Here is a 22,553-nt window from a genome sequence, read left to right on the forward strand (position 1 = left end):
GCTCCCCGTCTCCGACAGGACAAGACATGATCAGATTCACGGTCAAGAGGCTCGTCTCCGGCGTGATCCTCCTGCTCGTCGTGGCGACAGGCACGTTCTTCCTCGCCCACGCCGCCATCGGCGACCCGACGGCGGGGCTCCTCGGCTCGTCGGCGACGCCGGCGCAGCAGGCGGCGCTCGCTGCGAAGATCGGCACAGACCGCCCGCTCCTCGTGCAGTTCTGGGAGTGGGGCTCGCACGCGATCGTCGGCGACTTCGGAACGTCCTGGCGCAACTTCCAGCCCGTGAACGCGCAGATCGCGATCAAGCTCCCCGTCACCCTCTCCGTGGTGACGGCGGCCACCCTGCTGTCCGCCGTTTTCGGTGCCCTGTTCGGCGTGCTGGCCGGGCTCCGGCCCGGCTCCGTGCTGGACAAGGTGATCAAGGCGGCCTCGGTGATCCTGTTCGCGCTCCCCGGTTTCTGGGTGAGCCTCGTGCTGGTGATCTGGTTCGCGGTGAACCTGCACTGGTTCCCCGCCGTCGGCTACGTGCAGCCGTCGCAGAGCATCGACGGGTGGCTGCGCTCGATCACCCTGCCGTCCATCGCCCTCTCGCTCGGCGCCATCGTGATGATCGCCGAGCAGCTGCGCAACGCGATCATCTCCGCGAACAACCAGGACTACGTGCGCACCCTGCGCAGCCGCGGCCTGTCCCAGCGCCGCGTGGTCGTGCACCTGATCAGGAACGCGGCTCCGGCATCCCTCACCGTGCTCGCCCTGATGTTCGTCGGCCTCCTCGGCGGAGCCATCGTGGTGGAGCAGATCTTCTCCCTGCCGGGCATCGGAGCGCTCACCAGCGGTTCGTCGCAGAACGGCGACATCCCAATCCTGCTCGGCATCACCGTCGTCACGGTCATCTTCGTGGTGATCGTGAACTTCGTCCTCGACGTGGCGCTCGGCTGGATCAACCCGAAAGCGAGGGTGCAATGACGACTCCGACCGACGTGATCATCGACCCGCGCGCCGGTCGTCGCGGCTCGACGTTCGCCCGCTTCATCAAGCGCCCTGCCGGTGCGATCTCGTTCGCCGTGCTGGTGCTCGTGGTGCTCGTCGCGTTCTTCGCACCGCTGCTCTCGCCGCACGACCCCAACTTCGTCGACCTCGCGCTGACGAAGGCGCCGCCGAGCCCCGCGCATCCCCTGGGCGGGGACAGCGCGGGCAGGGATGTGCTGAGCCGCCTCATCTGGGGAACGCAGTCGACCCTGTGGGGCGCGTTCGTGACCATCGTGGTCGCGGTCGTCGTCGGCGTACCCGCCGGCCTGGCCGCCGGATACTACGGACGCTTCTTCGACAGGGCGGCCACCTGGGTGAGCGACGCCCTGCAGGCGATCCCGGCCATGATCATCCTGCTGATCGTCGCGGCGGGGACGCGCAACGACTTCACCGTGCTGATGGCGACGCTCGGCGTCTTCATGGCGCCCGGCTACTTCCGCCTCACCCGCTCCACCGTGCTCGCGGTGCGCAACGAGCCGTACGTGGATGCCGCCAAGGTCTCCGGCCTCGGCAACGCCAGGATCATGGCGAAGCACATCGTCAAGGCGGTCTACGCCCCGGTCATCATCCAGACCGCGCTGACCGCCGGGATGGCGATGGGCATGCAGGCCGGCCTCCAGTTCCTCGGCATCGGCGGGGCGAAGACGCCCGGCTGGGGCGCGATGATGAACGAGGGCTTCCGCACGATGCTGACCACCCCTCTGCTGCTGCTCTGGCCGTCGCTGGCCCTCGGCATCACCATCGCGGCGCTGGCGGTGCTCGGCTCGACGCTCGCCGACGTGGTGAGCGTGCGCACTCCGATCGGGCGGCGCAGGAAGGCCTCGCGGCGCGCACGGCGTTCCGGAGCGGAGCCGGCGGTCGTCACCTCGTCGACCGGCTCCGTCGCGCACAAGTCGGTCGACTCCGCCGTACAGCTGCAGAACCTGCGGGTGAACTACGTGACGCCGGAGGGCGGGACAGTAGAGGTGGTGCACGGCATCACCCTCGACGTCGCCCCCGGCGAGGTGCTCGGCATCGTCGGCGAGTCCGGCTCCGGCAAGTCGCAGACGGTGTTCTCGATCCTCGACCTGCTGCCGGCCGGCGGCGAGTACACGGCCGACGCCCTCTGGATCGGCGGGGCCGACGTGACCAGGATGGCGCACGCCGACAGGCAGAAGCTGCTCGGCCACGAGGTGGGATACATCCCGCAGGAGCCGATGTCGAACCTCGACCCCTCGTACACGATCGGCTACCAGCTCACCGAGCCCCTGCGCTCGGTGCACAAGCTGTCGAAGGCGGACGCCACAGCCCGGGCTCTGGCGATGCTGGACAGGGTCGGCATCGTCGACCCCGCCAGGGTGATGAAGTCGTACCCGCACCAGCTCTCCGGCGGAATGGCCCAGCGCGTGCTGATCGCCGGGGCCATCGCCGGGAAGCCGTCCGTGCTGGTCGCCGACGAGCCGACCACGGCGCTCGACGTGACCGTGCAGGCGGAGGTGCTCGAACTGCTGCGCGAACTGCAGCAGGAGTACCGGATGGCGCTCGTGATCGTGACCCACAACTTCGGCGTCGTCGCCGACATCTGCGACCGCGTCGTGGTGATGCGCGACGGCGGCATCGTGGAGGTCGGCACCGTGGAGCGCATCTTCTCGCGGCCGACGGACCCGTACACGGCCGAGCTGATCGCAGCCTCGCTCGACGGCGCGGCCAGCCGGTCGGAACTGGATGCGTCTCTCGCCGCATCGAGCGGGCCGACAGAACCCACCGAACCGCGGAAGGCGGTCCTCGCATGAACACCCCCTTGCTCAGCGCATCCAACGTCGTGGTCGACTACGGCACCCGGCGCGGGACGTTCCGCGCCCTGAAAGAGGTCTCCATCGATGTGGGCGCGGGAGAGTGCGTCGGCCTGGTGGGGGAGTCCGGGTCCGGCAAGTCCACCCTGGGCAAGGCGATCCTCGGCCTCGTGCCCGTCGCGAGCGGAAGCATCCGGTTCGACGGCGAGGACATCACCCGGCTGAAGGGCGCGAAGCGGAGGGCGCTCGCGTCGAGCATCCAGGTGGTCTTCCAGGACCCGTACGGCTCGCTCAACCCGGCCATGACCATCGGGGACATCCTCGCGGAGCCGCTGACGACGGCGGGCACCGGCAGGCGGGATGCGCGGGCGGCCGTCTCCGAGATGCTCGACAGGGTCAAGCTGCCGTCGACCGTGATCGACCGCTACCCGAAGGAGTTCTCCGGCGGGCAGCGGCAGCGCATCGCCATCGCCCGCGCGCTGGTGCGCAAGCCGCGCCTGATCGTCTGCGACGAACCGGTGAGCGCACTCGACCTCACCACTCAGGCGACCATCATCGACCTGTTCATCGAGCTGCAGCGCGACACCGGCGTCTCCTACCTGTTCGTCTCGCACGACCTCGGGGTGGTGCGCAGGATCTGCCACCGCGTCGCTGTGATGTACCGCGGCGAGATCGTCGAGACGGGCGACGGCGAGCAGGTCACGCGCGACCCGCAGCACCCCTACAGCAAGCGGCTGCTGATGGCATCGCCGGTCGCGGACCCTGCCGGGCAGGCGGAGCGCCGGGCGGCGTGGCTGAAGCTGCGCGAGCAGGCGGCGTGAGCGGGGCGAGCGGGACCGGGGCAGGCGCGAACGGGGCGCCGGCGGACAGCAGGGGGTACGAGAGGTTCGGCGGGTTCGTCGCCGAGGTGGCGAGCGCATCCATCCCGTCGTGGCCGCCGCGCGTCCGAGCGCGCGAGGGTGCGCCGAACGTGATCGTGGTGCTGCTCGACGACCTCGGGTTCAGCGACCTGTCGCCGTTCGGCAGCGAGATCGACACCCCGGCCGTGCAGCAGCTCGCCGAGTCCGGCTACCGGTTCACCAACTACCACTCGACGCCGGTGTGCTCCCCGGCGCGCGCCGCGCTGCTCACCGGGCTCAACCCGCACAGGGCGGGCTTCGCCTCGGTGGTGCACGCGGATCCGGGGTTCCCGGGCTACGTGATGGAGATCGCGGACGACGTCCCGACCATCGCGGAGTCGTTCCGCGCATCCGGGTACGCCACGTTCATGGTGGGCAAGTGGCACCTCACCACCGAGTCGAAGATGCACGACGGCGCAGACAAAGCCTCCTGGCCGCTGCAGCGCGGCTTCGACCGGTACTACGGCTCGATGGACGGCTTCACGACGCTGTTCCACCCGCACCGGCTGGTGAGCGACAACAGCCCGGTGACCGTCGACGAGTTCCCGGACGACTACTACCTCACGGACGACCTCACCGACCGCGCCGTCGGCATGATCCGCGGCCTGCGCGCCAACGACGCGGACAAGCCGTTCTTCCTCTATTTCGCGCATCACGCCGTGCACGGGCCGATCCAGGCGAAGGCGGCGGACATCGAGAAGTACCGCGGGGCGTACGAGCGCGGCTGGGACCACATCCGGTCGGAGCGGTTCGCCCGGCAGGTGCGGGACGGGCTGTTCCCGCCGCAGACGGTGCCTGCCCCGCGCAACGAGGAACCGCTCGCTCCCGTCACGGCGTGGGACGACCTCGGCGACGAGCAGCGCGCGCTGTTCGCCCGCTACATGGAGGTGTACGCGGCCGCCGTCGACAACGTCGACCAGAACCTCGCGAGACTCGTGGATGCGCTGCGCGAGAGCGGAGAGTACGAGAACACGATCATCGTGGTCGCCTCCGACAACGGGGGCACGGGCGAGGGAGGTACGGAGGGCACACGCAGCTACTTCAGCCAGTTCGTGCAGCTCGCCGGACTGCCCGCCGACTGGGAGCGCGACGTCGACCGCGACCCGTCGCTGATCGGCGGCCCCCGCGTGTTCGCGCACTACCCGGCCGGATGGGCGTACGCGTCGAACACCCCGTTCCGGCTCTACAAGGGGGCGACGTACGAGGGCGGCATCCGCGTCCCGCTCGTGGTCTCCTGGCCGGCCGGACTGCCGCGCGATGCTGGCGACGACGGCGTGCGCGACCAGTACACCTACGTGACCGATCTCGGGCAGACCCTGCTGTCGCTGGCGGGCGTCGAACCGCTCGCCTCGCGCGCCGGACTCCCGGCGAAAGAGGTGGACGGCGTCCCGTTCGACGCGGTGCTGCGGGATGCGGGCGCTCCGGCCACGCGCACGGAGCAGTACTCGGAGTTCGCCGGCAACCGCGCCTTCGTGAGCGGCCGGTGGAAGATCGTCACCGACCACCGCTGGACCGACGCGTTCACCGACGCGGAGTGGCGGCTGTACGACCTCGCGGACGACCCCACCGAACGCGTGGACCTGGCAGGGGCGCATCCGGAGCTGGTGGCCGAGCTGGCGGAGAAGTGGCGTGCGTCAGCGTGGAGGAACACGGTGTTCCCGCTCGGCGACGACGGCTCGCTGTTCACGCACCGGCCGTCGACGGAGCTCGAGCTGGAGCGGCCGGTGACCCTGTACCCCGGCACCCCGACGCTGGAGCGGTTCCGGGCGAGCAAGCTGACCAAGCTGCGCAGCTTCGACGTGGAGGTGCGCGCCGACCTGGCCTCGGGAGAGGGCACGCTGGTCGCACACGGCGACCAGGGCGGCGGATACGCGCTGCAGGTCTCCGACGGGCGGCTGACGCTCGCGTACAACGAGTACGGCCGGATGCACCGGGTGACGGTGCCGCTGACGGCGCTGGGCGGCCGGGACGTGACCCTGAGCTTCGAGGCCGTGCCGGGCATCCGGTGGCTGATCGGCGTGGAGGCGGGCGGCGAGCGAGTGGCAGAGCTCGGCCCGGTGCTGCAGCTGGTCGGGATGGCGCCGTTCACGGGCATCAGCGTCGGCGTGGACCGCGGCGGCCCCGTCGACTGGGACGTGTACGAGCAGCGGAGGTCGTTCCCGTTCAGCGGGGTGCTGCACGCGGTGCGCTATGTCCCGGGACGGAAGGCGCAGGAGAACCCCGAGGTCATCATCCCGATCGAACGGGAGCTCGCGCGCATCTACGAGTGACGGCGCACGACGAAACGGCCGCGACCCCCTCGGGAGGTCGCGGCCGTTTGTGTTCGTCGCTCAGTAGTGCAGCCAGACCGACTTGGTCTCGGTGTACGCGTCGATCGCCCACGGGCCCATCTCGCGGCCCCAGCCGCTGGCCTTGTATCCGCCCCACGGCGCTGCCATGTCGGGGATGGACGGCATGTTCACGAACACCGCACCGGCCTTGATGCCGTTGGCGAGGCGCTGGGAGGTGGCGATGTCCTTGGTCCAGATGGTCGCGGCGAGGCCGTACTCGGTGTCGTTGGCGCGGGCGATGATCGCGTCGAGCTCGTCCTCGTCCTCGTAGCTCGTGATCGACAGGACAGGACCGAAGATCTCGTCGTGCATGATCGTCATCTCGTCGGTGACGCCGGCGAACACGGTCGGGGTGAAGAAGTAGCCGTCGCGGTCGGCGCGCGTGCCGCCGGTGACCAGTTCCGCCCCCTGCTGCCGCCCGATCTCGACCAGACGTTCCACGTGGCCGAGGTGCTTGGCGGAGACGAGCGGGCCGAGGTCGACGCCCTCGTCGAGGCCGTTGCCGAGGCGCAGACCGGCCACGCCGCCCGCGAGCTTCTCGACGAACTCCGCCTCGCGCTTCTTGTCGACGTAGAACCGCGTGTACGCGGCGCAGACCTGCCCGGAGTTCAGGATGCTGCCCGCGATGTTGCCGCCGACGGCCGCGTCGATGTCGGCGTCCGCCGCGATGATCGACGGCGCCTTGCCGCCGAGCTCGAGCGTGAGCCTCTTGAGGTTCGAGTCCGCGCTCGCCCGCGTGATGATGCGGCCGACGGCGGTGGAGCCGGTGTACGAGAGGTGGTCGACGTCCATGTGCTCGCTGAGCATGGCGCCGATCGCGCCGTCGCCGGTGACCAGGTTCACCACACCGCTCGGGATGCCGGCCTCTGCGCACAGCTGCACCAGCCGGATGGTCGTGAGCGGCGTGACCTCGCTCGGCTTGATGACGACGGTGTTGCCGGTCGCGAGCGCAGGGGCGAGCTTCCAGGCGAGGATCATCAGCGGGAAGTTCCACGGGGTGACCAGCGCGTTGACGCCGACCGGCTCGCGCCGCGTGTAGTGCAGGGTGTCCGGGAACGACACCGGGTTGACTGTGCCCTGGATCTTCGTGACCCAGCCCGCGTAGTAGCGGAAGTGCTCGGCGGCGCCGGTCACGGACACCATCTTGGAGATGCCGAGCGGCTGCCCCTGGTCGCGGGTCTCCAGCGCGGCGAGCTCGTCGTGGTGCTCGTCGATCAGGTCGGCGAGCCGGAACAGCAGCGCAGCGCGCTGGACGGGCAGGAGCCCGGCCCACTCCGCCGTGCCGAGGGCGGCGCGCGCGGAGGCGACCGCCGCATCCACGTCGGCCCTGGATGCGGTGCCGACCTCCTCGATGACCTGCTCGGTGGCGGGGTCGACGGTGGCGATGGCGCCGCCGGACGCTTCCGTCCACTCGCCGTCGATGAACAGTTTGGTGGCCACTTTCGTGCTCCTTTGCGTAGCCGGACGAGACGGGCGGACTCCGCTGACGGACGCCCACGCAAGCAGTATCCGCGGGGGAGTCGTGCGCTGTCTTGACCGGTGGGGCACGGCCGTTGTCTGCGAGCGAATGGTCGGAGGGCGGACGTTCCGCCGGGCGGGCGCGGCGTGCGAACCTCGGGGGGACTCGAAGGGGAGGACCTGTGGCGGAGACAGTGGATGCGAAGGCAGCGGCGACCGCAGCGGCGGTGTCGGCGGACGCAGCGGCGGAGGTGCCGCGCAGCGTGATCGTCATCGGTGCGGGTTCTGCCGGTTCCGTGGTGGCCAGACGGCTCGCGGACGCCGGTGTGGCCGTGACCGTGCTGGAGGCGGGCGGCGAGGACACCAACCCCGCCATCCACGACCCGTCCAGGATGGGCGAACTCTGGCACAGCGCAGACGACTGGGACTACTTCACGGTGCCGCAGGAGCACGCGGCCGGACGCAGGCTGCACCTGCCGCGCGGCAAGGTGCTCGGAGGCTCGCACTCGCTCAACGCGATGATCTGGGTGCGCTGCGCCCCCGCAGACTTCGACCACTGGGAGTCGCTCGGCAACGACGGCTGGGCGTGGAGGGACGTGCTGCCCGTCTACCGCGCCATCGAGCGGCACTCCGGGGGAGCATCCGAGCTGCACGGTGCAGACGGCCTGCTCGACGTGACGGACGACTACGCGCTCGACCCCATCCAGCAGTCCATCGTGGATGCCGCGGTGGAGGAGGGGCTCGAACACAATCCGGACTACAACGGCGACCACCTCGACGGCGTCTCCCAGCAGCAGATCACCGTGCGCGACGGCCATCGCCTGAACACCTACCTGGCGTACCTCAAACCGGTGCGCGACCGGGTGGATGTGCGCACAGGATGCTGGGTGCACCGTCTGCTCACCGAGCAGGGGGACGACGGCGTCCCGAGCGTGGTCGGCGTCGAGTTCGAGCAGGACGGCGAACTGCACCAAGTGCGCGCCGACGAGGTGGTGCTGTGCGCCGGCGCGCTCGACTCCCCGCGCATCCTGCTGCGGTCGGGGATCGGCCCGGCGGACGAGCTGACGGCGGTCGGGATCCCGTCGCTCGTCGACCTGCCGGGGGTCGGCAAGAACCTGCACGACCACCTGCTCTCCCCGGTGATCTTCGGCACGGAGCGCGAGGTCGGCGCTCCACGCCCCGGCGTCTCGGTGACCCAGTCCCACCTGTTCTGGAAATCCGACCCCGAGCTGGAGGTGCCGGACACTCAGCCCATCCACTTCTCCGTCCCGATGTACCAGGACGGCATGACCGGCCCGGCCGACGGGTTCAGCCTGATGGCGGGCATCGTCTCCCCGAAGGCGCGCGGCAGCGTCACCCTGTCCGGTCCGGGCCCGCGCGACCCCCTGCTCATCGACCTGGATGCGCTCGGTCACCCGGACGACGTCGCTTCGCTCGTGGCCTCTGTGCGCCAGTGCCGCAGCATCGGCACGCGTCCGGCGCTCGCCGCCTGGGGTGCGACCGAGCTCTACCCGGGGCCGGAGGTGGGCGACGGGGACGACCTCGCCGACTACGTCCGCTCCACCGCCGTCACCTACCACCACCAGGTGGGGACGTGTGCGATGGGGGTGGATGCGCAGGCCGTGGTGAGCCCGCGGCTGCGCGTCCACGGCGTGCACGGGCTGCGGGTGGCGGACGCGTCGATCATGCCGCGGGTGACGACAGGGAACACCAACGCGCCGAGCGTGCTGATCGGCGAGAAGGCCGCGGCGTTCATCCTCGCGGGGGAGTGAGCGGAGCCGGCGCGCCGCTGGCGCGTGTGCGGCTGACCCGCATCCCGGCCAGGCGCGGCACGACCGCCCAGGCGAGCAGCCCGGCGACCGTGGCGGCGATGGCGATGGTGAGCGCCATCGCCAGCGCGGTCGAACCGCCGAGCGAGGCGAACGGCCCGACGATCGGCCCGACCGTGAACGTGACCGTGCCGAGCACGGCGGCGGCCGTCCCCGCCCTGGCGGAGTGGGCGCCGAGGGCGAGCGTCGTGCCGTTCGGGCCGCCGACACCCGACGAGAACAGGAACAGGGCCAGCGAGGACAGCACACCGGCCAGCCCCCAGCCGAGCAGCACCGACGCCAGCAGCAGGAGGGCGGCCGCCGCCGTCGCGAGCTGGCCGATGAGGTACATCCTGCCCGGTCCGACGCGTCGAACCAGCAGCCGGCTGACCTGAGCGCCGAGCAGGTTGGCGAGCGCGTTGATCGCGAAGAACAGGCTGAACAGCTGCGGGCTCAGGCCGAACTGGTCCTGCAGCACGAAGCTCGACATCGACAGGTAGGCGAAGAACGCCGCCCCTCCCGCCGCCGCGGCGATCACGATTACGACGAACAGCCGGTCGCGGAACAGTTCGCGCAGGTGGCCGCCGGTGGTCCGCAGCCCACCGCTGTGCCGCATCCCGGGCGGCAGCGACTCCTTCAGGCCGGTGAGCGCGATGACGAACAGGGCGAGGCCGATCCCGGTCAGCACCAGAAAGATCCCGCGCCAGTCCATGAGGAGCGCGAGCGTTCCGCCGACGACCGGCGCCACGATCGGCGCGGACGCGCTGACCACCGCGAGCAGCGACAGCATCCGCGACAAGTCGACGCCGCTGTACATGTCGCGCGCGACCGCCATCGTGATCACCAGCCCGGCCGAACCGGCGAGTCCCTGCAGCAGCCGGGCGACGAGCAGCACCTGGATGTTCGGCGCGAGCACGCACGCCAGCGAGAGCAGCGTGAACAGCGCGACCCCGACCAGCAGCGGAGGACGGCGGCCGCACCGGTCGCTGAGCGGACCCGCCACCAGCTGGCCGACGCCGAGCCCGACCATGCAGACCGACATCGTCGCCTGGGCGAGCGCGTCGCTGGTGCCGAGCGATGCGGCCAGCTGCGGCAGCTGAGGAAGATAGAGGTCCATCGACAGCGGCCCGAACGCTTCGAGCAGGCCGAGCACCAGGATGCTGCGGCGCACGCTCATCACGGGAGCGACCGCGCTGGACGTGGTCACGGGCGCGACGCCGTCACGAGCGGGGCAGGCGCAGGGTGCGGCGCAGCCAGCTGTCCCTGGCGGCGATGGCGGCCTTCGACACGATGGCGTCCGGGGAGAAGCCGGAGAAGCCGTGGTACGCGCCGGACCAGACGTGCAGTTCGGCCTGGCCGCCAGCCGCCCAGATCCTGCCCGCGTATTCGATGGACTCGTCGCGGAACACCTCCGCGGCGCCGACCTCGATGTATGCGGGAGGCAGGCGGGACAGGTCGGTGGCGCGGGCAGGGGCGGCATACGGCGAGACGGCGTCGGTGAACCTGTCGGAGCCGAGGATCGCATCCCAGGCCGTGTCGTTGTTGTTGCGGTCCCACGCGCCGATCCCGTCGTACTGCCTGGCTGAGACGGTCTCGTTGCGGTCGTCGAGCATCGGGCAGTTGAGGAGCTGCCCGGCCAGGCGTGGGCCGTTCCTGTCCCTCGCCATCAGCGCGACGGCCGCGGACAGGCCGCCTCCCGCACTCGCGCCCGACACGAGGAGGCGCTCCGGATCGATGCCGAGGTCGGCGGCGTTCGCGGCCAGCCAGAGCAGCCCGGCGTAGCAGTCCTCTCCCGCCGCCGTCCCGGGATGCTCGGGGGAGAGCCGGTACTCCACGGCCACGCCGACGGCGCCGTACTGCTCCGCGAGCTCGATCAGCTCTCCCGTGCCGAAGAAGCGGGTGCCGAGCACCTGCCCGCCGCCGTGTATGCTCAGCACGCCCGGCGCATCCGGAGCCTGCCGCACGGGACGCACAATGGTGATCTCGATGTCCGCAGCACCGGCAGGGCCGGGGATGACAGCGTTCTCCGCGGTGACGGCGCGCCCCGCGACCTGCTGCTCGATCGGCGGGATGATCGTGGCGAAGTGCGCGCGGTTGGCGAGGATCGTGTCCGCCCGCAACGGGATGCGCTCCACCAGCTCGCGGAACGCGGTGAGGCCGGGCACCAGGGCCGGGTCGTACGGCACCGGGTGGTGGGGCGATGCGAGCGTCATTGCTGTGCCTTTCGTTGGGGTGGGCTGGGCTGCCGGGGCCGGGGCCGGGGCAGTAGGCGGGTCAGAGGCCGAGGATGCGGCGCAGCCAGGAGAACCGCGCGGCGAGCGCAGCCCTGGTCAGCTCGCTGCCCGGTGCGTAGATGTCGAACCCGTGGAAGCCGCCCGACCAGACGTGCAGCTCCGCCTCTCCGCCGACCGCCCAGATCCGGGACGCGTACTCCACGTCCTCGTCCCGGAACGGCTCGGCGGCGCCCACCTCCACGAACGCGGGAGGGAGGCCGGAGAGATCGGTGGCGCGGGTAGGGGCCGCGTATTCCGGCGCATCCGGGCTGTACGCCAGCTCGGCGCCGAGGACGCAGTCCCAGGCGAGCAGGTTGGCTTCGCGCGTCCAGGTGCCGACCCCGGAGTACTGGTGGCTCGACACGGTGGTGTTGGTGTTGTCGATCATCGGGCAGAGCAGCAGCTGGCCGGCGATGGCCGGTCCGCGACGGTCGCGGGCCATCAGCGAGACGGCGGCGGAGAACCCACCTCCCGCGCTGCCGCCCATCACCACGATCCGGTCCGGATCGACGCCCAGTTCGGCGGCGTGCTCCGCCAGCCAGGCGATCCCGGCGTAGCAGTCCTCCACCCCGGCGGGGAACGGATCCTCCGGCGCGAGCCGGTACTCCACGTTCACGGCGATCACGCCCAGCTCGGCGACCAGCTCGACCAGCCGCGCGGTCTCCCAGCTGCGGTGTCCGACGATCATCCCGCCGCCGTGGATGTTGTACAAGGCTGGCAGCGCTGCGGAGGTCGCGTCGTGGCCGCGCGGGGTGAGGACGGTGATCTCCAGGTCCGGCGCACCGGCCGGGCCGGGGATGACGAGGTCGACGGCGTCGATCGGAAGGTCGCCGATGACCTCGGCGGCGCTCGGGGACAGGCCGGACGCTCCGACCCTGCTCAGGTGCAGAGTCTCCCTGCTGAGCGCCGGCTGGGGGTTCTGCGCCAGTGCGTCGAGCACCGGGGCGATCTCCGGATCGAACGGGACGCGGGGGATGGGGGTGGTGGCGGTGCCGGTGGTTGCGGTGCGGTCGTCTTCTGCGATGGTCATGGCTGCTCCTGGTGGTGTGGTGGGTGTGGTGTCTGCGTCTCGGCGTGATGCCCGGCGCCGCTCAGGGACCTTCGGGGTCGACGACGCCCTTGTCCGCCCAGAACGGCTCCACCCTGGCGCGCAGCTCCGCCGCGCCGACGCGCTCGACCAGGGCGACAGCATCCAGGTTCTGCTGCACCTGTTCGAGACGGCTCGCGCCGAACAGCGTCGTCGTGGTGGCCGGGTGGGTGAGTGTGAAGGCGACGGCGAGCTGCGCCGGGGTCGTGCCGAGCTCGTCCGCGACGGCGGCGAACGCCGGAACGTCGGCGACGATCCGCTCCCTGATGGATCCCGGATCGCGGCCGACCTCGCGGCCGACCTCGCGGCCTGGTGTGACGTTTCCGGCGAGGATGCCGCCCTCCATCACGTCCGACGCCTGCATCGTCAGGCCGTCGGCGAACAGGCGCGCGAACGGTTCCCCATCCGGGATCGACCGGCGGGCGACGCTGTACTTGAGCTGCGCGATCTGCGGCCCGGCGACCCCCTCCGCCGCTGCGATGTCGCTCAGCCTCCGGATGTTCGCCGCAGACCAGTTGTTGACGCCCCACGCCCTGATCAGCCCGGCGTCCGCCAGCGCGGCCAGGTCGACGACGAGGTCGCGCAGGTCGACGTCGTCCCTGCGGAGGTCGCCGAGGATCACCAGATCGGCGTACTCGCTGCCCACCCGGAACAGCGCGTGCTCCAGTTGCGGCCGGAACCCGTCGTCGCCGAACCCCTCCAGCCACAGCTTCTCCGACAGCAGGTAGTCCTCGCGCGGGATGCGCGCAGCGCGGACGATCGCGGAGAACAGCACGTCGGTGAACACCGGAGGCTGCATGCCGCGGAACCCGTACACGCCGACGTCGAACAGGGTGATGCCGTGCTCGACGGCGAATGCCACCATGTCGACGGCGTCGGCGAAATCCATCCTGTCGTAGGTGTGCCACGAGCCGAGCGAGAGCACGGACGCCTCGATGCCGGAGGTGCCGATGAGGCGGCGCGGGAGGCGGGTGGGAGTGGGTGATGGCGTGGTGCCGGGGGCTGCGGCGGGTGCCGGTGCCGGGCTCGGTGTCGTGGTCATGGCGTCTCCTTCGTCGTCGTGCTCGGGGTGCTACTGCGCGCATCCATTGGTCAGCCGATGCGCGGGTCGATGACGGCCTTGATCTCGCCGAGCCCGGCCATCGCCGCCACCTTCTGCGACGCCTCCGCCAGGCCGACCGGTGCGCTGAACAGCTCGTCCCACGGCAGGCGGTCGGCGAAGCTGCGGAAGAACTCGATGGCGCGGTAGTAGTCGGAGATGTCGCCGTTGAGCGAGCCGACCACGGTCAGCTCCTTGCCCATGATCGTGCTGAGCGCGACCGGCTCTCCCACCGGTCCCGTGCTGCCGACCACGACGAACGTGCCGCGCTGCGCCGCCATCGCGAGCGCCTCCGGCCCGACGCTCGGTGCTCCGGCGACGTCGACGATCAGGTCGGCGCCCTGCCCGTCGGTGAGGTCGAGCACCCGCTGCACGGTGGCGTCGGAGCCGTCCGCGATGTCGACCACGTGATCGGCGCCGAACCTCCGGGCGACGGCCAGCCGCTCGGCGGGCGCGCCGACGGTGATGACCGTCCCCGCTCCGGACAGGTGCGCGACGGCGGTGGCGAAGATGCCGAGAGCGCCAGACCCCTGCACCACCACGCGCGAACCGGGACGCACCCCGCCCGCCCGGTGGAATGCGCGCAGCACGGTCTTCGCCGCGCATCCGGCCATCGCCGCCCAGGTGTCCGTGACCTCGTCCGGGATCAGCAGCTTGACCGCGCCCGGCGTGACATACGCGTAGTCGGCGAGCCCGGCCGTCGCGTACGGAGGAACGTCGGAGCGCTGCAGGAAGCCGTAGCCGCGCTTCGAGCAGGCGACCGGCTCCCGCAGCACCGTGCAGCCGAAGCACTCGCCGCAGGTGGACTCCGACCAGCCGATCCTGTCGCCGACGCTCAGCGCGCGACCGAGCGCATCCCGGGTGTCGGGGCCGAGCGCGACGACCTCGCCCACCATCTCGTGCCCGAGAACCATCGGCAGCATCCCGGGGAAGCTCATCTTCCCCGACCAGATCTCGATGTCGGTGCCGCAGAGGGTCGCACAGTGGATGCGCACGAGCGCCGCGCCCGGCTCGAGGGTCTCGGGGAGGGGGATGCGCTGCAGTGTGAGCGGCTCGCCGTGCGCCGTGAGGACGGCGGCGCGGGTGGAGGTGGGGGTGGGGGTGGGGGTGCGCGTCTCAGTGCTGGTGCCTGGGTCGGTGCTGGTGCCTGGGTTCGCCATCGAAGTCTCCGTTCCGTTCGACGGATTCCGGGGGCTTCGCTGCGCATCCGGTCGTCGATGTGGGTTATTCTACATACGTTGACCAAAATAGCGAGCCTCTCGAGGAGGAGAAGTGCAGCGACGCGACACCCCAGACCCCAGCGCAGATCTCGTACTGCGCGGCGGCACCGTGCACACCCTCGACCAGGACGACACGACGGGCACGGCCATCGCCATCCGCCACGGCCGCATCCTGCGGGTCGGCGGAGACGCCGAGGTCACCGCATCCATCGGCCGCCGCACCCGCGTGATCGACCTCGACGGCCGCGCGGTCATCCCGGGCATCAACGACTCCCACCTGCACGCCACCTGGCTGGGGGCGATGTGGCCGAACACGGTGTTCGGGGCGATGGATGCGGGGGCCGCCGCACCGCCGCCCGTCGACGGCGACCCGCACGACACCTCCCACTCCGCGCCGCTCCTCACCACGCGCGCCGAGCGCCGCGCCGCCATCCTGCGCGCAGGGGAGCTGATCGCCTCCCTCGGCATCACCAGCTACACCGAGCCGGGCATCGGCCCCGGCGAGGACGGCGGTGCGACCGGCTGCTTCGGCCAGGACGTCTTCGACGCGTACGTCGAACTCGAAGCCGAGCGCCGCCTCACCGCCCGCGTGAACGTGCTCGCCCTGTTCGGCGTGCTCGACGGGCCGAGCACCCTCCGCGACGTGACGACCGGGCTCCGGTCCCTCGAACGCGAGACCACCCGCCCCACCTGGCTGCGCGTCGCCGGGGTCAAATTGTTCGCGGACGGCATCCCGCCCATGCACCAGGCCTGGACGCGTCACCGCTACCCGGACGGGACCTCCGGCGGCCTCCTCGTCGCCGGCCTCGACGAGGAGGAGCGGGCGGAGAACCTGCGCAGGATGATCGTCGAAGCCAACCGTCTCGGCTACCAGGTGGGCATCCACGCGACAGGCGACCGCACCATCGACACCGCCATCGCCGCCGTCGAGGACGCCCTCCGCGACAGCAGGGCGGAACTGCGCCACTACATCATCCACGGCGACCTCGTCGGCCCGGGCGAGCTCGCCCGCATGGCGACACTCGGGATGGGCCTCAACGTGCAGCCGGGCATCGCCGTGAAGACCGCATCCTGGCTGGCGGCGGTCCTCGGCGACGACGTCGCCGCCTCCGCATGGCCCATCGGCGAGGCGGCACGCGCCGGGGTGTCCGTCTCGCTCAGTTCCGACGCCCCCATCCTCGCCCCCGACTGGCGTCAGGGCATCGCCGACGCCGACGCCTGGCTCGGCGCCCCGCTGAGCGGACCCACCGCGACCGCCGACCGGATGCGCGCCCTCCTCCGCGGATACACCGTCGCCCCCGCCCGCCAAGACGGCGCAGAGCCCTGGAAGGGCACCCTCGAACCCCGCAAGGTCGCCGACCTCTGCGTGCTCGAAACCGATCCGCTGAACGTGGCGGCGTCGGAGCTGCCCACGGTGGGGGTGGAGCTGACCGTGGTGGACGGGGAGCTCGTGTACGAGCGGGAGCCGGTGTATATGCGGTGAGGCGGGCTCGGGGGATCGGGTGCGGTGTGCGCGGTCGCCGCGCCGTGCGCGGTTCCGCTCTAGCGGTGTTCGTGTCCGCCGCGCCGCGCGTAGCTCCGCTCGAACGGAGTTCGCGGCGACGGCCGCGGGCTATTCCGTTCGGACGGAGACGTGCCTATCGCGCTCGACCCGATCACCACCCGCGCGACTCGCGCGTTCCCTCTCCGCTCGAACGGAGTTCGTGCCAGGAGGCCGCGCGTATCTCCGCTCCAACGGAGACACGCGCGGCGTGTCGGCTGCGTTCTCCTGCGTTGCTGATGCGCGAAGGCTCCCTGGCTTGGGGTAGTCGCCCGACCCCGCGACCACACGGGAACGCGGCCCGCCCACGGCGAGCGCATGGGAACGCGAAGCGGCGCATTCAGGCCGCCCCGCGCATCCCGCGTACTTGCTGCTCCAGCACCGCGCACACGCGGGAGCGCGCGGCGGCAGACCTGTCGCAACCCCGGGCATCCCGCGCGCCGCCGAACTACCGAACTACACCAGCAGCTGCCCGCCGTCGACCGCCAGGCTCGTGCCGGTGATGTGCGCCGCCCCCGGGCCCGCCAGGAATAGCACCGCCGGGGCGATGTCCTCCACGTCCGCGAGTCTTCCCAGCGGGATGCGCGACGACCAGACCGCGCGCTCGGGCGAGCCTTCCGGCATCCCCAGCTGCAGCATCGGCGTGAGCACCGGCCCGGGGGCGACCGCGTTGACGCGGATGCCGTTTGCGGCGAGTTCGATGGCGGCCCAGCGGGTGATCGAGTCGACGGCCGCCTTGCTGGATTCGTATGCTCCCATGCCCGGCGTCGGCTGGCGGCCGCCGATGGAGGAGATGTTGACGATCGCGCCGCGGGTGCCGGTGGCGGTCATGTGTCGGGCGACGGCCTGGGTGACCGCGAAGGTTCCGAGGATGTTGACGCGCACGATCGCGTCGTAGTCGGCGACGCTGAGGTCGGTGAGGCGTCCGTGCACCGACAGGATGCCCGCGTTGTTGACGAGGACGTCGATGGGTCCGTGGTCGGATGCGATCTCGTCGACGGCTGCCGCCACGGCCGCCTCGTCGGTGATGTCGAGGGCGATCGCGGAGGCGCCGATCTCGCTCGCCACGCGGGCGACCGTGTCGGCGTCCACGTCGGCGAGGACGACGCGGTCGCCGTTGTCGATGAAGGCTTCGGCGATGCCGCGGCCGATGCCGCCGCCACCTCCGGTGATGAGCACAGTGCGGGTTTCGGTCACGGATCTCTCCTTGTCAGGCGTCGCGCCACCACGTCATGGCGTCGAATGCAGTTATATTATACAAACGTAGAAAAAAGCGAAGCTGCTTCAGGAGGCCAGTCGTGTCATTCACCGGAACCGTCCCCACCCGCGCGCTCGGCCCAGGCGGCCCCGAGGTGCCGGTCTTCGCCCTCGGATCCTGGAACACCTGGGACAGGATGGAGTTCGACGACGCCGTCTCGCTCATCCGCAGGGCGCACGAGGTCGGCGCGGCGTTCTTCGACGTGGCGCACTACAACATGGGCCCGCACGCCGAGAACGCGAGAACCGACCTGATCTTCGGCGAGGCGGTCCGCGCATCCGGGATCGCACGCGACGACTACCTGCTCTGCGGAAAGCTGTGGCTGTGGGAGTACCCGCACACCACCTTCGCCGACCAGATGCGCACCTCCGTCGACCGCATCGGCGTCGACAAGGCCGACCTGGTGGTGGTCGGCGACTACTTCGGTGAGGTGGATGTGCGTGCGATCGTCACCGACGTGGCTGCCGAGATCGCGGCCGGCCGGTTCGACGGCTGGGGCGTGAACAACTGGGCGATCGACGACGTGCGCCTCGCCATCGACTTCGCGCAGGATGAGGGACTCACCCCGCCCACGTTCGCGCAGCTCAAATACGGCCTGGTGCGGCGCACGATGGCGGAAGGCTCCCACTACGGCGAGCTGTTCGCCTCCGGTGCGCTCGCGCTGCAGGCCTCCGACGTGTTCGAGGGTGGCATCCTCGCGGGCAAGCTGTCGCCGTCGCGCAAGATCGGCGCGGATGTCGGCGGCATCCGGGATCGCATCGTCGCCGCATACCCGCGCGTCCAGCAGATCGCGCACAGCCTCGACGCCACCCCGACGCAACTCGGACTCGCGTTCGTGCTCGCCCACCCCGCGACGGCGAACGTGCTCTTCGGCGTCAGCCGCGCGGAGCAGTTGGAGGACAACCTGGGGGCGCTGGCGCTGCTCGACCGGGTGGGTGCGGAGGGGATTCGCGCGGTCACGGCGGACCTGTGGCTCGACCGCGAGGTCAACGCGGACGGGACGTGGCCGATGCAGGCGTGAGGTGGCGGGATGAGGCTGGCGCAGGGTGATGCGGACGGAATGTGGCCGGTGCAGGGGTCAGCGCGCGGATGCGTCACTCGCCCAGGAACGCCACCGCCGCCGCCCGGAACTCGGCACTGTCGAGCGCACCCCGGTGATCGCCGGGCACCCGCACGATGGCCGCGCCGGGCACTGCGGCCACCAGCTGGTCGATCCCACCGGACATCGGGTCCTCCGCCCCCGCCGCGAACAGGACGGGCACGTCGGGCGCGCCGGACTCCGGCGCGAACGGCTCGGACCCCAGCCCGGCGATCAGCGCGACCAGGGATGCGGTGTCCGCGCCCGGTGCAGACACCATCGCCGCCATCATCCCGGTGAGCGGGTCGGTGGCGGTGGGCGCAGAGTCGGCAGCAGTGGCCGCCGGGTTCCCGTCCACCCCCACCCCGGTGAGGCGGCGCAGCGCATCCAGGTCGACGGCGGTGAAGGGCTCGAACGGACTCAAGCCGCCCAGCACCATGCGTCGCACACGGCCAGTGGATGCGGCGGGCAGCTCCCACGCGAGCCGCGCGCCGAGCGAGTACGCCACCACATCCACCTGGTCGGCGCCGAGGAAATCGATGGCGGCGGCGATGGCGGCGACGACCGACGTTGTGGTTCCGGATGCGGCATCCGCGACGGCGGGGGAGCGGCCGTGGCCGGGCAGGTCGATGACGTGGGTGGTGCGTCCGGCGTCGGCGAAGGTGCGCGGCCAGCCGGTGGCGGTGAAGTCGTCGTCTCCGCTCGACGCGAAGCCGTGAAGGAGGATCACAGGCGGAAGATGGTCGGCGGAGGCGGCGGCGACGGTCGTACGGACCGCGAGCGGCCCGTCGATCCCTGCGCCCGCGGCGGGCGTCCCTGGCTCGTTCTGCGGTGTCGGCATCCTGGTCTCCTTCGACGGTGAGGTGTTTTTCTATGTTAGTAGAAAATAAACGTCAACGTATGTAGAGTCGTGGCATCTCCACTCAGACATCGCCGTCCGGAGAGGCTCATTCCGGAGCAGACTGCGGCGGCGCCACGACAGAAAGAGCGTGACAAGTGACCTCAACCCGTGCAGCAACGCCCGAGGCGATCGTCGACATCGCGATCGGTTTCATGGGAGCGAAGCAGCTGTTCGCCGCCAGCCGCGTCGGACTGTTCTCCGCCCTCGCGGACGGGCCGCTCGACGTGGCCGGGCTCGCGGCGGCGACCGGTGTCTCCGAGCAGCAGATCCGCATCCTGGCCGACAGCATGGCCGCCCAGGGACTCCTCAGCAGGACAGACGGACGGTATGCGCTCACCCCCGACGCCGCCGCCTACCTCACCGGCGACCGCGCCGAGCTCGACCTCGCGCCGTTCCTCGCCTTCCTCAACGCCACCAGCTACAGCCAGTGGCTCGGCTACGACTCGACCGTCGACACCAACGACGCGGGAACGCTCGACCTCGACGATGCGGGCTGGGGTGCGTTCCTCGACGGCGTGATGACGTACAACGAACTGCACGCGGCGATGCTGGTGCAGAACTTCGACTTCACGCCGTACCGCAACGCGCTCGACCTCGGCGGCCTGAGCCCCGCGTTCGCGGCGAAGGCGATGGCGGCGAACCCCGAGCTGCGCACCCGGTTCGTGTTCGACCCGCAGTCCGTGCCGTCCGTGCAGGCGGCGGTCGAGGCGGCCGGGCTGGCCGACCGGTCGGTCGTGGAGGGGGCGGAGACCGCGACGGCGGAGCCGGGCGGGGAGCACGACCTCATCCTCGTCAACCACGTCATCCACCGTTTCGACGACGCCCAGAACCGCGGCATCTTCGAGCACGCCCGTGCCGCCGCCGCGCCGGGCGCGACGCTGCTGGTGCTCGACTTCTTCCTCGACGACGACGCCGAGCAGCGCAAGATCGACGCGCTGCACGCGGGGGAGTACTACAACATCGACGGAACGGTGGTCTACCAGGAGAGCGTCGTGCGCGACTGGCTCACTGCCGCCGGATGGACCCCGCGCGGCACGGTCGCGCTGCCGGGCAGCCCGCGCATCCTGATCGCCGACGCCGCCTGACCAGGCGAGCGGACAGTGGATGCGCGGGTGGCGCGGCCGGGCACGTTCCGGCCGCGCCACCCGCGCGCACACCACACCCCGATACCCTGAAGCGGTGACCGGGCAGCTGCGAGAACTCCACCCCGGCGTGCACGCCCTGCGCGTCCCGATGCATCCGGGCGGGCTGCCGTACAGCCTCTGCTACCTCATCGAGGACGCCGACGGCCGCATCCACATCGTCGACCCCGGCACGGCTGGCAGCGACAACCTCGCCGCCCTCGACGCCGCCCTGCGCAGCATCGGGCACGGGATGCACTCTGTCGCGTCCGTCATCGCCACGCACCTGCATCCCGACCACCTCGGGCTCGCGTTCGAGGTGAGTGCGGCGTCCGGCGCGCCCGTCGTGCTGCACGAGCGGGAACGGGATGCGCTGCTCGCGCCACCTGTGCCCGCTCCCGACCCCGCCGCGCAACTCGAGGCGTGGGGCGTGCCGGAGCAGCGGCGTCCCGAACTGCTCGCCGCGGCGGGCAGACCCACAGCGGCGACGACGCTCCCCGACGGGGCCGCCGACCGGATCGCCGGGGTGCGGGACGGCGACATCCTCGCGATCCCCGGCAGGAGCATCCGGGTGCTGTGGACGCCCGGCCACACCGCGGGCCACCTCTGCCTGGACGACGCCGAGCTCGGGATGCTCTACACCGGCGACCACGTGCTGCCGACCGTCAACCCGGGGATCGGGCTCGGCCCGGGGTTCACCAGGAACCCGATCGCCGACTACCTGGACTCGTTGGAACGGGTCGCGGCGCTGGGTGAACGCGAGGTGGCGCCAGGACACGAGGACGTGTTCACCGGGCTGGCGGAGCGCTGCGCGGAACTGTCGCGACACCAGCTGCGGCGCACCCAGGAGGTCGCCGCAGGGCTCGCATCCGGAACCGCCGCCGCGGAGGAGCAGACCGTGTGGGAGCTGGCGCGCACGCTCACCTGGACGAGCGGCTGGGACGGCCTCTCCGGCTTCACCCTGCTGTCCGCTCTCACCCAGACCGGGATGCACGCCGCGTTCGCGCGCTCACCGGAGGGGCGCGACCACCTCAGGCGGTCGTGATCCGCTCGAAGAACGCGTCCAGCTGCGCCTCAAGCAGTGCCGGGGTGGAGAGGTGCGGGGCGATCAGGCTCATCACGTTGGCTCCGACGTTGATCAGGACGATCTCGTCGACGAGCTGCTCGTCGGGGGTGGAGGTGACGATGTCGCCGGCCGCCCTGCCCTGCTCGATGTACGTGCGGAGGCCGCCGCGCCAGCTGGTGAGGTGGGAGAGGTACGCCTGGTGGAGGTCGTCGTTCGACATCGCCCGCTCCCAGAAGCTGAGCAGGACGCGGCCGGCGACGATGGCCTCCTCGGTGAGCGGGGCGGAGGCGTAGACGATCGCGCGGAGGGCTTCGAGGCCGGTCGCGTCGCCGACAGCGGTGGCCACGCCCTCGCTCATCATGCCGAGGGCGCGGTCGTACGTGCCCTGGATGATCTCGTCCTTGCCGGGGAAGTAGTGCTTCAGTGCCCCGTTGGCGAAGCCGGCCTCGCTGGCGATCTCCCGCATCGTCGCAGCTTCCAGGCCGCCTTTGACGATCAGCGCCCAGGTGACGTCGATGATGTCAGAGCGCCGCTGATCGTGGTCGATCACCTTGGGCATACGTCTCCCCTCGAAACGCGCTGGGACTCGGCCACGATGGTGTGGCCGGCATC

General features: G+C 71.1%; 18 protein-coding genes. 9 read left to right on the plus strand and 9 right to left on the minus strand.

Annotated elements, in window-relative coordinates:
• Positions 1–26: 26 nt before the first annotated feature.
• The 4 genes from HF024_RS06195 to HF024_RS06210 are packed head-to-tail and all read left to right on the plus strand — an operon-like array spanning position 27 to position 5,972.
• Positions 27–968, plus strand: coding sequence for an ABC transporter permease (locus tag HF024_RS06195; protein ID WP_085370786.1), 942 nt, complete (start codon positions 27–29; stop codon positions 966–968).
• On the plus strand, positions 965–2,803 hold the full coding sequence (locus tag HF024_RS06200) for a dipeptide/oligopeptide/nickel ABC transporter permease/ATP-binding protein (RefSeq protein ID WP_168688994.1): 1,839 nt from the start codon (positions 965–967) through the stop codon (positions 2,801–2,803). The genes HF024_RS06195 and HF024_RS06200 overlap by 4 nt, the downstream gene beginning before the upstream one ends.
• Positions 2,800–3,624, plus strand: a complete 825-nt coding sequence (locus HF024_RS06205; protein ID WP_085370788.1) for an ATP-binding cassette domain-containing protein — start codon at positions 2,800–2,802, stop codon at positions 3,622–3,624. The genes HF024_RS06200 and HF024_RS06205 overlap by 4 nt, the downstream gene beginning before the upstream one ends.
• The gene (locus tag HF024_RS06210; protein WP_210724036.1) at positions 3,621–5,972 is read left to right on the plus strand and encodes an arylsulfatase; all 2,352 of its coding nucleotides are present in this window, start codon (positions 3,621–3,623) and stop codon (positions 5,970–5,972) included. The genes HF024_RS06205 and HF024_RS06210 overlap by 4 nt, the downstream gene beginning before the upstream one ends.
• Positions 5,973–6,032: 60 nt before the next feature.
• Here the strand turns inward: HF024_RS06210 and HF024_RS06215 are convergent, their stop codons facing one another.
• Positions 6,033–7,472, minus strand: coding sequence for an aldehyde dehydrogenase family protein (locus HF024_RS06215; RefSeq protein WP_085370790.1), 1,440 nt, complete (start codon positions 7,470–7,472; stop codon positions 6,033–6,035).
• A gap of 269 nt (positions 7,473–7,741) precedes the next feature.
• Here HF024_RS06215 and HF024_RS06220 point away from each other — a divergent pair, with 269 nt between their 5' ends.
• Positions 7,742–9,262: an FAD-dependent oxidoreductase gene (locus HF024_RS06220; protein ID WP_168690802.1), complete on the plus strand. Its 1,521-nt coding sequence runs from the start codon at positions 7,742–7,744 to the stop codon at positions 9,260–9,262.
• On the opposite strand, the gene HF024_RS06225 is transcribed toward HF024_RS06220, so the two are convergent.
• From HF024_RS06225 to HF024_RS06245, 5 genes are all read right to left on the minus strand, one after another.
• Positions 9,243–10,505, minus strand: a complete 1,263-nt coding sequence (locus HF024_RS06225; protein ID WP_247597329.1) for a multidrug effflux MFS transporter — start codon at positions 10,503–10,505, stop codon at positions 9,243–9,245. The two genes, HF024_RS06220 and HF024_RS06225, sit on opposite strands and share 20 nt — an antisense overlap.
• Positions 10,506–10,518: 13 nt before the next feature.
• Entirely contained in the window at positions 10,519–11,511 is a 993-nt protein-coding gene (locus HF024_RS06230; RefSeq protein WP_168688995.1) for an alpha/beta hydrolase, read from the minus strand.
• Positions 11,512–11,572: 61 nt separating this feature from the next.
• Positions 11,573–12,601 carry an alpha/beta hydrolase gene (locus tag HF024_RS06235; protein WP_168688996.1) on the minus strand — a complete coding sequence of 343 codons (1,029 nt, stop codon included), beginning with the start codon at positions 12,599–12,601 and terminating at the stop codon, positions 11,573–11,575.
• A 61-nt stretch (positions 12,602–12,662) separates the two neighbouring features.
• Positions 12,663–13,700: an aldo/keto reductase gene (locus HF024_RS06240; protein WP_168688997.1), complete on the minus strand. Its 1,038-nt coding sequence runs from the start codon at positions 13,698–13,700 to the stop codon at positions 12,663–12,665.
• A 50-nt stretch (positions 13,701–13,750) separates the two neighbouring features.
• Positions 13,751–14,917, minus strand: a complete 1,167-nt coding sequence (locus HF024_RS06245; RefSeq protein WP_168688998.1) for a zinc-binding dehydrogenase — start codon at positions 14,915–14,917, stop codon at positions 13,751–13,753.
• 112 nt (positions 14,918–15,029) lie between these two features.
• Between HF024_RS06245 and HF024_RS06250 the strand changes: the two genes are divergently transcribed.
• Positions 15,030–16,460 carry an amidohydrolase family protein gene (locus HF024_RS06250; RefSeq protein ID WP_168688999.1) on the plus strand — a complete coding sequence of 477 codons (1,431 nt, stop codon included), beginning with the start codon at positions 15,030–15,032 and terminating at the stop codon, positions 16,458–16,460.
• Positions 16,461–16,973: 513 nt separating this feature from the next.
• On the opposite strand, the gene HF024_RS06255 is transcribed toward HF024_RS06250, so the two are convergent.
• Entirely contained in the window at positions 16,974–17,714 is a 741-nt protein-coding gene (locus HF024_RS06255) for an SDR family oxidoreductase (protein WP_168689000.1), read from the minus strand.
• Between the two features lie 101 nt (positions 17,715–17,815).
• Between HF024_RS06255 and HF024_RS06260 the strand changes: the two genes are divergently transcribed.
• Positions 17,816–18,796 (plus strand): aldo/keto reductase, encoded by a 981-nt coding sequence (locus HF024_RS06260; RefSeq protein ID WP_210724037.1) that lies wholly within the window; start codon positions 17,816–17,818, stop codon positions 18,794–18,796.
• A gap of 73 nt (positions 18,797–18,869) precedes the next feature.
• Here HF024_RS06260 and HF024_RS06265 read toward each other — a convergent pair whose 3' ends face one another.
• Positions 18,870–19,694: an alpha/beta fold hydrolase gene (locus HF024_RS06265; protein ID WP_168689002.1), complete on the minus strand. Its 825-nt coding sequence runs from the start codon at positions 19,692–19,694 to the stop codon at positions 18,870–18,872.
• A 155-nt stretch (positions 19,695–19,849) separates the two neighbouring features.
• Here HF024_RS06265 and HF024_RS06270 point away from each other — a divergent pair, with 155 nt between their 5' ends.
• Entirely contained in the window at positions 19,850–20,839 is a 990-nt protein-coding gene (locus HF024_RS06270) for a methyltransferase dimerization domain-containing protein (protein WP_247597330.1), read from the plus strand.
• Between the two features lie 94 nt (positions 20,840–20,933).
• Positions 20,934–21,920: an MBL fold metallo-hydrolase gene (locus HF024_RS06275; RefSeq protein ID WP_247597331.1), complete on the plus strand. Its 987-nt coding sequence runs from the start codon at positions 20,934–20,936 to the stop codon at positions 21,918–21,920.
• Here HF024_RS06275 and HF024_RS06280 read toward each other — a convergent pair.
• Positions 21,907–22,500, minus strand: coding sequence for a TetR/AcrR family transcriptional regulator (locus HF024_RS06280; RefSeq protein WP_168689004.1), 594 nt, complete (start codon positions 22,498–22,500; stop codon positions 21,907–21,909). The genes HF024_RS06275 and HF024_RS06280 overlap by 14 nt on opposite strands.
• Between the last annotated feature and the right edge of the window lie 53 nt (positions 22,501–22,553).

This window comes from Leifsonia sp. PS1209 (genome assembly GCF_012317045.1).
Lineage (GTDB): Bacteria > Actinomycetota > Actinomycetes > Actinomycetales > Microbacteriaceae > Leifsonia.

What these genes read in the sequence shown, in the direction of transcription:
- HF024_RS06195 (WP_085370786.1), top strand. Translation starts at nt 27, where the DNA reads ATGATCAGATTCACGGTCAAGAGGCTCGTCTCCGGCGTGATCCTCCTG.
- HF024_RS06200 (WP_168688994.1), top strand. Translation starts at nt 965, where the DNA reads ATGACGACTCCGACCGACGTGATCATCGACCCGCGCGCCGGTCGTCGC.
- HF024_RS06205 (WP_085370788.1), top strand. Translation starts at nt 2,800, where the DNA reads ATGAACACCCCCTTGCTCAGCGCATCCAACGTCGTGGTCGACTACGGC.
- HF024_RS06230 (WP_168688995.1), bottom strand. Translation starts at nt 11,511, where the DNA reads ATGACGCTCGCATCGCCCCACCACCCGGTGCCGTACGACCCGGCCCTG.
- HF024_RS06235 (WP_168688996.1), bottom strand. Translation starts at nt 12,601, where the DNA reads ATGACCATCGCAGAAGACGACCGCACCGCAACCACCGGCACCGCCACC.
- HF024_RS06240 (WP_168688997.1), bottom strand. Translation starts at nt 13,700, where the DNA reads ATGACCACGACACCGAGCCCGGCACCGGCACCCGCCGCAGCCCCCGGC.
- HF024_RS06245 (WP_168688998.1), bottom strand. Translation starts at nt 14,917, where the DNA reads ATGGCGAACCCAGGCACCAGCACCGACCCAGGCACCAGCACTGAGACG.
- HF024_RS06265 (WP_168689002.1), bottom strand. Translation starts at nt 19,694, where the DNA reads ATGCCGACACCGCAGAACGAGCCAGGGACGCCCGCCGCGGGCGCAGGG.
- HF024_RS06280 (WP_168689004.1), bottom strand. Translation starts at nt 22,500, where the DNA reads ATGCCCAAGGTGATCGACCACGATCAGCGGCGCTCTGACATCATCGAC.